At 64.7% G+C, this 12877-nt stretch carries 9 protein-coding genes; 6 read left to right on the plus strand and 3 right to left on the minus strand.

Translation table 11 applies throughout. The annotated features are described in order from the left end of the window. Positions 1-86: 86 nt before the first annotated feature. The gene (locus tag BO1_RS34635; protein WP_028221488.1) at positions 87-1094 is read right to left on the minus strand and encodes a LysR family transcriptional regulator; all 1008 of its coding nucleotides are present in this window, start codon (positions 1092-1094) and stop codon (positions 87-89) included. Positions 1095-1348: 254 nt separating this feature from the next. Between BO1_RS34635 and BO1_RS53965 the strand changes: the two genes are divergently transcribed. The 3 genes from BO1_RS53965 (at position 1349) to BO1_RS34650 (ending at position 5652) form a co-directional block, all read left to right on the plus strand. Continuing rightward, entirely contained in the window at positions 1349-3562 is a 2214-nt protein-coding gene (locus BO1_RS53965; protein ID WP_043287815.1) for an FUSC family protein, read from the plus strand. A gap of 143 nt (positions 3563-3705) precedes the next feature. Further along, positions 3706-3924, plus strand: coding sequence for a hypothetical protein (locus BO1_RS34645; protein ID WP_028221489.1), 219 nt, complete (start codon positions 3706-3708; stop codon positions 3922-3924). A gap of 189 nt (positions 3925-4113) precedes the next feature. Further along, the gene (locus BO1_RS34650; protein WP_043287816.1) at positions 4114-5652 is read left to right on the plus strand and encodes an acetyl-CoA hydrolase/transferase family protein; all 1539 of its coding nucleotides are present in this window, start codon (positions 4114-4116) and stop codon (positions 5650-5652) included. A gap of 114 nt (positions 5653-5766) precedes the next feature. Here BO1_RS34650 and BO1_RS34655 read toward each other — a convergent pair whose 3' ends face one another. Then, entirely contained in the window at positions 5767-6018 is a 252-nt protein-coding gene (locus BO1_RS34655; RefSeq protein WP_028221491.1) for a GlsB/YeaQ/YmgE family stress response membrane protein, read from the minus strand. A gap of 188 nt (positions 6019-6206) precedes the next feature. Further along, positions 6207-6914 (minus strand): MgtC/SapB family protein, encoded by a 708-nt coding sequence (locus BO1_RS34660; RefSeq protein WP_028221492.1) that lies wholly within the window; start codon positions 6912-6914, stop codon positions 6207-6209. A gap of 210 nt (positions 6915-7124) precedes the next feature. On the opposite strand from BO1_RS34660, the gene BO1_RS34665 reads away from it, so the two are divergent. From BO1_RS34665 to BO1_RS34675, 3 genes are all read left to right on the plus strand, one after another. Further along, positions 7125-8153 carry a LysR family transcriptional regulator gene (locus BO1_RS34665; protein WP_028221493.1) on the plus strand — a complete coding sequence of 343 codons (1029 nt, stop codon included), beginning with the start codon at positions 7125-7127 and terminating at the stop codon, positions 8151-8153. A 211-nt stretch (positions 8154-8364) separates the two neighbouring features. Next, entirely contained in the window at positions 8365-11577 is a 3213-nt protein-coding gene (locus BO1_RS34670) for an efflux RND transporter permease subunit (RefSeq protein WP_028221494.1), read from the plus strand. 43 nt (positions 11578-11620) lie between these two features. Next, complete coding sequence (locus BO1_RS34675) at positions 11621-12874, plus strand: efflux RND transporter periplasmic adaptor subunit (protein ID WP_043287819.1); 1254 nt, start codon at positions 11621-11623, stop codon at positions 12872-12874. Positions 12875-12877 lie beyond the last annotated feature (3 nt).

The raw sequence follows: 12877 nt of genomic DNA on the forward strand, positions 1-12877 counted from the left end.
GCGCGCAAAACACCCGAATCATGCACACAAAAAAACAGCCGTCGCTTTGACGGCTGTTTTGCATTCGACATTCGAAAGACTGCAGTTCACTGCGCAGTTTTGGCCTTCTGCGTTGCTGCAAGCGCATCGGGCGTCGAAATTGCAGCGGCATCTGCGAGTTGTTCCTGCGTAAGCTCTTCGAGCAACGCCATATCGCGAGCAATCACCTGCGGGAGATGCGCGCGCAAAAACTCCACCCAGGTTTTCGTTTTCGCATCGACGAATTTGCGCGACGGATACAGCGCATACACGTGGTTCTTCTGCAGGATGTGCTGGGGCAGCACGCGCACGAGCGTGCCGTTGCGCAGACCTTCTATTGCCGCATACACCGGCAGCATGCCAATGCCCATTCCTTCACGAATCGCTACCGCCAGCGACTCCGCAATGTTCACCTGAACCGGACCGTCCACGTGCATCTCGACGCTTCCATCGGGCCCTTCGAGCACCCACTCATGCGCGGGCGCTGTCGGCGTCTTGAGGATCAGGCAGTCGTGGTGCGTGAGGTCTGCTGGCGTGCGCGGCGCACCGTGCGTATGCACATACGCCGGTGATGCGCACAGGATGCTGCACGACGAACCCAACTGGTGCGAAACGAGATCGGAGTTCGGCAGCGAAGCCGCAGTGACCACCGACACATCGCTGCTCCCCTCGAACAGATCGGGCATGCGTTGCGAGAGCGTAAGCTCGACCGTCACTTCGGGGTGCAAAGCACGATAGCGCGAAATCGCGGGCAGCACGTACTGTTGCCCGATGCTCGCGAAGCTGTGCATACGCAACGCACCCGCGGGACGCTCGTGGGCGCAACTGGCTTCTTCTTCGGCGTTGTCGACGTCCGCGAGAATTTGCGAGCAGCGTTTCAGATAACGTTCGCCGGCGGGCGTGAGCGCGAGCCGGCGCGTCGAACGGTTCAGGAGGCGCGTACGCAGATGCGCTTCCAGTTCCGAGACCGCGCGCGACATCGCGCCCGTGGTCGAATCGAGCGACTGGGCCGCGGCGGTGAAACTGCCGGCTTCGACAACGCGGACAAACACCCGCATATTTTGTAGCGTATCCATCAGACCTTCTTTAAGAACTTCTTGTTCGGCACGAAAACCGTATTGTCAGCCTTGCGGGCTCCGCCATTGTTGAGCGATCTGGAACGGACGTTCCCCGCCCGTCCCGTTAATTCACTCAACTGACGCTCCTACAATCGGCGCTGGTCGACCCAGGTTGGCGCTTTGACGCTCGCCTGGTCCCATGCAACTTCGTTGCTCAGCCACTGCGCCTGCAGCGGCTTTCTTCGTAACAATCCGAGCGTAGTGCGTTTTAAATGAACCGCCAGCCAGCGATACATCGAGCGATCGACCCGCGTCGTCGTGCCGAAGTCATATGGCGAGCCGCGCGGCGCGGCCTGCGAGACTGGCAGGGCAGCAGTGGCGCGATCTGGCTGCATCTGCTGAAAACAGTGGCTGCGGGATTGCTCGCGATGGGTATTTCGATGTTGCTCGATCTGCCTCAGCCGCGCATTGCGATGACGACCGTGTTCGTGCTGATGCAGCCGCTCTCCGGCATGGTGTTCGCGAAGAGCGTCTATCGCATCGTAGGCACCGCGGTGGGCATGGTCGCGGCGGTGGTGTTGGGGGCCGTGTTCATCCAGCAGCCCGAACTCTACATACTCGGGATGACGGGATGGGTGGCCGCCTGTACCGCGGCCGCCATGCGCAATCGCCATTTTCGTTGGTACGCTTTCGTGCTGGCAGGCTATACCGCTGCGCTGATCGGCATTCCGCTCGTGATGCAGCCCAACGGACTCTTTCTCGCCGCGCTTGGGCGCGGGGCCGAAGTGGCCGTGGGGATTCTTTGCTCGGGGGTGGTCAGCGCCGTCATCGTGCCCCGGCAGTCGGGCTCGGTGCTCGAACGCACCTTGCGTACCCGATATCTCGATTTTACTGCGTTCGCGGCGCTCGTGTTGTCCGGCGGCCTCGAAAGAGGCGCATTTGAAGGGCGATTCGCGAAACTCGTCGATGAGATCGTCGGCTTCGAGGCCACGCGCGCGTTCTCAATTTTCGAAGATCCGATCATGCGCTCACGCAGCCAGCTGCTTGCGCGCCTGAACGGCGAATTCATGGACGTATGCGCGCGCTTGCATGCACTACGTCAGTTGAAGAAGCGCTTGCGCTGGACTGACGATGCCATCGCGCCGCTTGCGCCGTATTTCAGCGAGCTCGCGACGCTGCTCGCACAACGTGCGCGCCAGGGCGAGGCCGATCGCGCGTATGCACTGCGGATCGCACAAGACCTGGATGCGTTCAAGCGCACACTGCCGCGCCACGTGCGCGAGACGCGCCGGCCACTCGAGGCGGCAGCGCCCGACGCGCTGCAGGACTTCGATACGTCTGCCGAGCTGATCTACCGCTTCACGACCGAGATAGCCCGCTACAGCAGCACATGGGCGTCGCTCACCCAGGCCGGTCTGCCGCCCGAGCCGCGCATGACGCGCTATGTGCCGCGCACGAGCTGGTATGTCGTGGCGTTCACGTTCCTGCGCACAGCCGTGGTGGTGGCCGCGCTCGGCTGGTTCTGGGTGGAGACCGACTGGCCGAGCGGCGGCCTCGCATTGATTGCCGCCGCGCTGACCTGCGCGCTGACCTCGTCGGCGCCACGCGCCACGCGCATGGCTTTTCAGATGGCCGCGGGTGCGGGCTGCGCGGCCGTCGTCGGCTATCTGCTCACCTGCTACGTGTATCCAGACATCGATGGTTTTCCGCTGCTCTGTGCCGCGCTCGCACCGGTGCTCGCGCTCGGTGCGTTCTTCGCGACGCGGCCACGCATCGCCGGTTTCGGGGTCGGATTCTCGGTGTTTTTCTGCCTGCTTGCGGGCCCCGACAACGTGATCGCCTACACCCCTGATCTACTGATCAACAATGGCATCGCGGTAGTCGCGGCGATGGTCGTGGCCGCGCTCGCGTTTGCGGTGGTTTTCCCACCGCACATGAACTGGCTTGTCGAGCGCATGCGCGTGGCGCTGCGCGCTCAGGTCGAACTCGCCTGCCGTGGCGAGTTGCAAGGCCTCGGCCAGCAGTTCCAGTCTGGCACGCACGACCTGATGCACCAGTTGCGGCTGCTGCTCAACGGCCGCAAGCAGGCCCATCGGCGTGCGCTGCGCTGGATGCTGATCACGCTCGAAGTGGGGCATGCCGTGATCGACTTGCGTCACGAAGCCCAGGCGGCCACGTGGCTCGGAACGGCAGGGCACAGATGGTCCACGAGTCTCGATCAGGTGCTGGACGATATCGCGCGCCTTTTCGAGAACCCGGATGCGGCGCAACTGGAGCGCGCCCTGTCGTCGGTGCGTTCGGCCACCTGGATCGCACAGGAAGCGCTTCCCCGCGTTCACCACGACCGGGAGCGCAGGCACGACGTGCAGCGGCTTCTGAGCCATTTGCACTTCATCCGCAGCGCGCTCATCGACCGCGATGCGCCGCTCGGCGCGCTTGCGCGTCAGGCGCGCCGCCGCCATCCGTTGCGTCCGGGAACACCTTGAAATAGCGACGTTACGGCAGGGCGCATGCGCGATCTTGCCGCAGTCTGGAAATATGCCTTCCACCCCGCCTTCTTAATCATTCCTGGCCTCGGTCATATAGTGACATCACTGCTTCGCAGTACCCGTTAGCACTGGAGAGTAAAATGAAGTCCCTGAAGATCGCTGTTGTTGCCTGTTCGCTGTTTGCCGCCGCCGCTGCTTATGCACAGAACGAAGCACCGGCAGCGAGCGTCCCTCAGCAGGTCGCGCAAAACGCAGCCCAGCCGGCTGTGCAGGCGCCCGCCAATCAGATCGCAAAGCCGGCGAAGAAAGACGAATGCGTCGGTCCGGTCAGCTTCTGCAACCTTTATTTCGGTAGCTGAGATCGAGTGACCGCCCGCCAACCATGAGCGAGGCGCAAGCTTGAGTTCCATGCCGCGGCGCCTTCGTAAGAGGCCTCGCGGCTTTGCGCATTGTGGCTGCAAAACTGTATTGCACATGCCGTAATGCAAGGCCGCCGAAGCGAGACCTGAAAAGGGCACTTGGCGATCAGTGTGTTTGTGGAGACTTTGATGTACGAAGACCGTATTCGTTGTTCCGCATTGCGCGGGAAAATCACTTCGGCTGCCGAGGCCGCGAAACTCGTGCGCAACGGCATGCGTGTCGGCGCGAGCGGCTTCACGCGCGCGGGCGACACGAAGGCCGTGCCGCTCGAACTGGCGCGCCGTGCGCGCGAAGAAAAGGAGCCGCTGCGCATCACGCTGATGACGGGCGCCTCGCTCGGCCACGACGTGGACCGCATGCTGACCGAAGCCGGCGTGCTCGAGCGCCGCTTGCCGTTCCAGGTCGATACCACGTTGCGCAAGGCCATCAATCGCGGCGAAGTCATGTTCGTCGATCAGCACCTCTCCGAGACCGTCGAGATGCTGCGCGCGAATCTGCTCGGCAAGCTCGACCTCGCGATCATCGAGGCCGCCGCGATCACCGAGACGGGCGGCATCGTCCCCACGACCTCGGTCGGCAATTCGGCGAGCTTCGCGATCCTCGCGGAGAAGGTGATCGTCGAGCTCAACCTCGCGCAGCCGCTCGCGCTCGAAGGCCTGCACGACGTGTGGATTCCGGGCCGCCGCCCGCATCGTGATCCGCTGCCCATTGTGAGCCCGCAAGACCGCGTGGGCACGAGCGTCATCGACATTCCGGCCGAGAAGATCGCCGCCATCGTCATCACCAACGAGCACGATAGCCCCTCGACCGTGCTGCCCGCCGACGAAGAGACCGCGCGCATCGCGGGCCACCTCATCGAGTTCCTGCAGCACGAAGTGAAGCATGGACGCATGAGCGCGCAACTGCCCCCGCTGCAGGCCGGCATTGGCACGATCGCGAATGCGGTGCTCTCGGGCTTCGTGAACTCGCCGTTCGAAGCGCTTACGATGTACTCCGAAGTACTTCAGGATTCCACCTTCGACCTGATCGATGCGGGCAAGATGGTGTTCGCCTCGGGCGCCTCCATGACGCTCTCCGCGCCGCGTCAGGCGCAGGTGCTCGCCGAGCTCGACCGCTATCGCGACAAGCTCGTGCTGCGCCCGCAGGAAGTGAGCAACCATCCGGAAGTGATTCGCCGCCTCGGCCTCATCGCGCTGAACACGGCGCTCGAATGCGACATCTACGGCAACGTGAATTCCACGCATGTGGGCGGCACGCACATGATGAACGGCATTGGCGGCTCGGGCGATTTCGCGCGCAATGCCTCGTGCGCGATCTTCGCGACCAAGGCCATCGCGAAGGACGGCCGCATTTCCAGCATCGTGCCGATGGTGCCGCACGTCGATCACAACGAGCATGACGTGGATGTGATCGTCACCGAGCAAGGTCTTGCCGACCTGCGCGGCCTCGCGCCGCGCGAGCGCGCCACGCTGATCATCGAGCGCTGCGCGCATCCGCTCTATCGCGACCTGCTGCGCGACTACTATCGCGACGCGCTGAAGATCGGCGGCCAGACGCCGCACAATCTTGCCAAGGCGTACGAAATGCATCTGCGCTTCAATGAGACCGGCTCGATGCGGCCGGTTGAGGCAGAGGTGGAAGCGGGCGAACTCGTCGTGAACGGCTGATCGACGAGACACGCGAGCGGTGAAAGCAACTAGAGCGACGCAAGCCGCAAGCCGATAAAAAAGCGGGAGCACCGGTAACGCTGCTCCCGCTTTTCATTTGACGGCCTTGAATCGCTACGCTCTTCGGAACAGCCTGATGATGAAGAGCAGGATGACCGCACCGACGATCGCAGTGATGATCGAGCTGATCATGCCGCTACCGATGTGGATCCCGAGCAGGCCCGCGAGCCAGCCGCCAATGAAGGCACCGACAATCCCGACGATGATATCGACGATCAATCCGAAGCCGCCACCCTTGACGAGCACTCCGGCGAGCCAACCCGCGATTGCGCCGACGACCAGCCATCCGAAGAAGTTGTGGTGCATATAGCAGCCCCCCTTTGTTGATGTGAACAATTCAAGCTGAACTGGAGCTTAGTCCAAGGGCGGGATCGAGTCCATGAAACGCGGCCAGAATTGACAGTTCTTGTAGTCTGCCGCGCAGCATTGCAAAAATTGCAACAGCAATGAAATGAACTCGTAAGGAATGCGTGCCGATTAGGGCCGTCGCCCGCTCATTCGGGCGCAACCTCGGTTTCCGCGGCGGTCCAGCTCACGCTCGAGACACCTTTTTCCATGCTCAGGCGGCTCGCCATCAGTTCGAGCTTGGCCTGGTATTTCGGATGCAGGCGCAGGGTTGCCGTGACGCGCAGGCGCTGCGGGTCGCCGGGAACGTCTTCGCTCGTCAGGCTCTGAAAAGAAAGCGGCGTGGAATACATCGAGTTCGAGAGCACGGTGCGAATGTGGATCTCGTCTTCTTCACGGCACACCACTGTGAGCACGTAGAGGCTCACGAGGTCGGCGTTGGAGACCGGCGCCTGATTGATGATGCGGCTCACCTCGCGCAGCAAGGTGTTGGTGAGCAGCACGACGCCCGTGCCCGCGAACGCCGGCAGGAAATGGCCCGAGCCGCACAGCACGCCTACGGCGGCCGAGCACCAGAGCGTCGCCGCCGTGTTGATGCCCTGGATGGAGCCCTTGTCGCGCATGATCACGCCGCCGCCCAGAAAGCCCACGCCCGAGACCACATAGGCCGCGATCTGCGTGACGCCCGCGACGCCGTTGCCCGTGAGCACGCCAAGCGTGACGAACAGGCACGCGCCGCTGGCGACGAGCGTGATGGTGCGCAGGCCAGCGGTGCGCTGGCGCATCTGGCGTTCCACTCCGATGGCGACGCCGCAGGCGAACGCCGCGAGAAGGCGCAGGGCGAAATCGTAAGTCATCGTTCTGTCATGAAGGCGGCACGCGGGATGCCTCACGTCGCTCGCGATGCGATCTGCAATGCAACGGGGCGCCGTGGATCATACGCGGGACAAGGCGGCTCGCCAAGCTGGCGCGGCTGCCATGTACGGGTCAGCATGAGGCCACGGCCTGTAAGCGAGACTGCTACCACTTGATGATGGGGTGGGTCAGCGAATGTACAGGAGCTGTTGATGGATACGCTGCGAAACATGCGGATCTTCGTGAGGGTGGTGGAATCGGGCAGCTTCACGCGCGCCGCCGCGAGCGAGACGATGACCACGGCGCAAGTTTCGCGCGCCGTCACCGATCTGGAGTCGCGCCTGCGGGCGCGGCTTTTGAACCGGACCACGCGGCGCATGTCGCTGACCGAGGCCGGCGAGCGCTATCTGCAAAGCTGCAGGCGCATTCTCGCCGATATCGAGCAGGCGGAGGCCGAAGCGGCCGCCGCGCAGGCGAACCCGGCGGGCAGGTTGCGTGTCTATGGCGGCACGAGCTTCGGCCAGCACTATGTAATGCCGCTGATCGCACGCTACCAGCAGCATCTGCCCGATGTGGCCGTCGACCTGACCATCGCGCAAGAGATGCCCGATATCATCGAGGAAGGCTTCGACGTGGCCGTCGTGGTGGCCGCCGAGCTCGAGGATTCCGCGCTGATCTCCCAGCAACTGGGCAGCACCGCCGCCATTCTGTGCGCGTCGCCGTCCTATTTGCGCTTGCGCGGCGAGCCGCGCTCGTTCGACGACCTCGAGATGCACACCTGCCTGCACCTCACCGATGCAAGCCTGCCCGCAGGCCAGTGGGTCTCGGAAGGGCCGTACGGCGAAACGTTTCGCCATACGGCCGTGACGCCGTTCCAGGTGAACAATCCCGAGGCGCTCGCGCTTGCCATCCGCGAGGGCATGGGCATCGGCCCGCTGCCGGTGCCGGTGGCGCTGCCGGGACTCGCCGACGGCTCGCTCGTGCGCGTGCTGCCAACGCATCGCCTGCAAAAGCTCAACATCTACGCCCTCTATGCCTCGCGCCGCTATCTGGACGCGAAGATCCGCACCTTCGTGGAATTCCTGCGCGACAAGGTCCCGGCCGTGCTGGCCGAGCAAGAAACCGCGCTCGCGGCCTGCGCTGCGCCGCCACGCCAGCGCGCGGCGGCACGCGCGCGCCTGCACGAAGCGCGCCAGTCTCACGAGGTGCATGAAGTCGAGCGGCTGCGGCTCGTGAACTGAGCCGCAGCGTCTTGTTCGGTGGCTTGCACGACGCACAGCGCCCACGAGCGCGGTGCCACGCATGAAGCCAGCACGAACCGAAATGCGCGTGCCTGACAATTTCGCCATTTTCGTGCCAGTGCGCGGCCACCTCGATTGCCTATGATGCGAGACCTTCCGAGCGATGCGTCTCGCGTATTTACCCCTCGCCTGAATTGTCCGAAACCGCCTCATGTGGATCGTCAACCTTGCGCTGAAGCGGCCCTATACGTTTATCGTGATGGCCATCCTGATCGTGCTGGCCACGCCGTTCGTGCTCATGTCGATGGCCACCGACGTGCTGCCGAACATCAACATCCCCGTCATCAGCATCATCTGGTCGTACACGGGCTTCTCGGCGCAGGACATGGCCGAGCGCATCACCTCGGTCAATGAGCGCGGCCTGACCACCACCGTCAGCAACATCGAGCACATCGAATCGCAGTCGCTGCCGGGTATCGCCGTCATCAAGCTGTTCCTGCAGCCGGGCGCGAATCAGCAGTCGGCCATTGCGCAGGCAGTCGCGTTCGAGCAGGCAACGCTCAAGCAGATGCCGCCGGGCGCCACGCCGCCGCTCGTGATCAGCTATTCGGCCTCGAGCATCCCGGTGATCCAGTTGGGGCTCTCCAGCAAGTCGATGAGCGAGCAGGCGCTCGCCGACATTGCCATGAACTTCCTGCGTCCGCAGCTCATTACGATTCCGGGCGCTCAGGTGCCGTATCCGTACGGCGGCAAGACGCGCGTTATCTCCGTCGATATCGACACGCACTCGCTCATTTCGAAGGGCCTCACGCCCTCCGATATCGTCAACGCGGTCAACGCGCAGAACCTCATCCTGCCGACCGGCACGGCCAAGCTCGGCCAGACCGAATATCGCGTGGACACCAACGCGTCGCCCGACACGCTCGCGGGCCTGAACCGCATTCCGGTCCAGACCGTCAACGGCGCGACCACCTATCTCGGCGACGTCGCGCACGTGCGCGACGGCTTCACGCCGCAGACCAATGTGGTGCGCCAGGACGGCCAGCGCGGCGTGCTCATGTCGGTCCTCAAGAGCGGCGATGCGTCCACGCTGCAAGTGGTGGGTGCCCTGAAAGACCTGCTGCCGAAAGTGCGCGACACACTGCCCGCGGACCTCGTCATCAAGCCGCTTTTCGATCAGTCGATCTTCGTTTCGGCGGCGGTGCAGGGCGTGGTGCGCGAAGCGCTGATTGCCGCCGCGCTCACGGCCGCGATGATCCTGCTGTTCCTCGGCAACTGGCGCAGCACGGTCATCATTGCCGTCTCGATTCCGCTGTCGATTCTCGCCTCGATCATTGCGCTCTATGCACTCGGCGAAACGATCAACATCATGACGCTCGGCGGCCTCGCACTCGCGGTGGGCATTCTCGTGGATGACGCCACCGTGACCATCGAGAACATCGAGCGCCATCTGCATCTGGGCGCGGGCCTGCACGAAGGCATACTGGAAGGCGCGGGCGAGATCGCGGTGCCGGCGCTCGTCTCCACACTGTGCATATGCATCGTGTTCGTGCCGATGTTCTTCCTCACGGGCGTGGCGCGCTTTCTGTTCGTGCCGCTCGCCGAGGCCGTGGTGTTCGCGATGATCGCCTCGTACATCCTCTCGCGCACGCTCGTGCCCACGCTCGCGATGCTGCTCTTCGCGGGCCACGACCCGGGCGCTCACGCGCAGCAAGGCGCACGCCTCTCGGGGTTCGCCCGCGTGCATTGGCGCTTCAACCACGCGTTCGAGCGCGTGCGTGCGAATTACATCGCGCTGCTGAGCGTCCTGCTCGCGCGGCGCCGTTTCTTCGGCAGCACGTTCCTGGCGTTCTGCCTGCTCTCGCTCGGGCTCGTGTTCTTCCTGGGCCGTGACTTCTTCCCCTCGGTCGATGCGGGCAACATCCGCTTGCATATGCGCGCACCCACGGGCTACCGCATCGAGGAGACGGCGCGCCTCGCCGACGAAGTCGAGCAGACGATCCGCTCGGCCGTGCCGCCCGACCAGCTGGCCACCATCGTGGACAATCTCGGCCTGCCGTATAGCGGCATCAATCTCTCGTACAGCAATTCGGGCACGATGGGCACGCTCGACGGCGAAATACAGATCGCGCTCAAGGACGGGCATGCACCGTCACACGTCTACATCGACAAGCTGCGCACGCTGCTGCCGCAGCGCTTTCCGGGCGTGGAGTTCTTCTTCCAGCCCGCCGACATCATCACGCAGATCCTCAACTTCGGGCAGCCCGCGGCCATCGACGTGCAGGTGGTGGGCGCGAACCTCGGCCAGAACATGGCGCTCGCCAGCACGCTGCTCAAAGAGGTGCGGCAGTTGCCGGGCGCCGTCGACGCGCACATCGAGCAGCGCGACAACGAGCCCGCGCTGATGCTCGCCATGGACCGCTCGCGCATGCAGCAGCTGAACCTGAGCCCGCAGAACGTTGCACAGGACGTGCTGGTCGCGCTCTCGGGCAGCTCGCAGACCGCGCCCGCCTTCTGGGTGAGCCCGCAGACCGGCGTGGAGTATCCGCTCACCGTGCAGACGCCGCAGTACCGCGAGGCGTCGCTCAACGAGGTGATGGAGACGCCCGTGTCCGCGCACGCAGCGACGGCGGGCGCGGCGGCGCCGCTGCAGCTCGTGAGCAACCTCGTGCAGCTCAAGCCGCACGACGGGCCGGCCATCGTCACGCACTACAATATCCGTCCGGTGATCGACCTGCTCGTGAGCGTGGAGGGCACCGATCTCGGCTCGGTGGGCGCGCATATCGACGCGTTGATCAAGAGCGCGCAGGCGCACGCGCCGCGCGGCACTACCATCACGATGCGCGGGCAGATCGGCACCATGCGCAGCTCGTTCGTGGGGCTGGGCGTGGGGATTGCGATGGCGATCGTGCTCGTCTATTTGCTGATCGTCGTGAACTTCCAGTCGTGGGCCGATCCGCTCATCATCGTGAGCGCCTTGCCGGCGGCGCTCGCGGGCATCGCGTGGATGCTGTTCATCACCGGCACGCATCTGAGCGTGCCCGCGCTCACGGGGGCGATCATGACCGTGGGCGTGGCGACCGCCAACAGTATTCTCGTGGTGGCGTTCGCGCGCCAGCGCCTGGCCGCCGGCGCGACGCCGCTCGCGGCCGCGCTGGAGGCGGGGGCGACGCGTATCCGCCCGGTGCTGATGACCGCATTCGCGATGATGATCGGCATGGTGCCGATGGCGCTCGGTCTCGGCGAAGGCGCGGAGCAGAACGCGCCGCTCGGGCGTGCGGTGATCGGCGGCCTGATGTTCGCGACCGTCTCCACGCTTTTGTTCGTACCGCTGATGTTTGCGACGGTCCATTCGCGGCTCGCGCGTCGCGCGCAAGCCAGACACGAACGCGAGGCGCAACGCCGCCGATCGCCCCGTCAATGAGCGCGTACGACGCTAACCGGATACGCTATTCCTGGTCGAAGACATGAACGAACCCCAGCACCACTCATCCCTCGACATCGCCGTGGGCGGCGAGCAAGGCATGGATTTGCCCGGGCGTGCGCAGGCAGGCAAACGCGCGCGCGTCGCGGTGATCATCGTCGCGCTGCTGCTTGCAGCCGGCGCGGCACGCACGATCGTCTCGAACGTGATGAACGCGCACCATCTGGCCGACGTCACGAAGCAGAACGCGAAGCAGTACGTGAGCGTCGTGCAGCCCGTCGCGGCCGGCGCGGACGGGCGCATCGCGCTGCCGGGCACGCTGCGCGGCTACGTGGAGGCGCCGATCTATTCGCGCGCGAACGGCTATGTGCTCAAGTGGTATGCCGATATTGGCGCGCACGTCCAGCAAGGTCAGCTGCTCGCGGAAATCGATACACCCGAGATCGACCAGGAGCTCGCGCAGGCACAGGCGCAGCGCGACCAGTCCGCCTCGACGCTCGCGCTCGCGAAGACCTCGTTCGACCGCGCGCAGCAGTTGCGCCAGCGCGATGCGGTTTCGCAGCAGGAGCTCGACGACCGCCAAGGCGCGTACAACCAGGACGTCGCGAATCTCGCGGCGGCGGACGCCAACGTGCGCCGCCTGCAGCAGATGAAGTCGTTCCAGCGCATCGTCGCGCCCATCACGGGTGTGATCACGCAGCGCAATGTCGATATCGGCGACCTCGTGAATGCGGGCAACGGCGGCGCGGGGAGAGCGCTCTTTGCGATCGCGCAGTCCGATCCGCTGCGCCTCTATCTCGACGTGCCGCAGACCTACGCCCAGCAAGTGGCCGTGGGCCAGCACGTGAGCGTGACCGAGCAGGAGCTGCCCGGCGTGACGTTCGACGGCACCGTCACGCGCACCTCGCAGGCCATCGACGTGGCCACGCGTACGCTGCAGGTCGAGATCACGCTGCCCAATCACGATGGCAGGTTGTTGCCCGGTGCCTATGTGCAGGCGGCGTTGCAGACCGATTCGAAGGGAGTCCTGACGGTTCCGGGCAACACGCTGCTGTTCCGCGCGGAGGGGCCGCGCCTCGCGGTCGTGGACGCGCAAGGCAAGGTCAAGCTCAAGCCCGTTGAGATCGCCCAGGATCTCGGGCAGACGCTCGCCATCAGCCGCGGGCTCGATCCAGGCGACCGCGTCGTGCTTAACCCGAGCGATTCGATCGCCGATGGCGATAGCGTGGTGGTGGTCGCGCCAGGCAAGGGCGGCGCCGCGGCTGCGGGCCATGCCGCCGCGCGAGGCGCGACGTGAGCG

Source organism: Paraburkholderia oxyphila NBRC 105797, from assembly GCF_000685075.1.
Taxonomy (GTDB): domain Bacteria; phylum Pseudomonadota; class Gammaproteobacteria; order Burkholderiales; family Burkholderiaceae; genus Paraburkholderia; species Paraburkholderia oxyphila.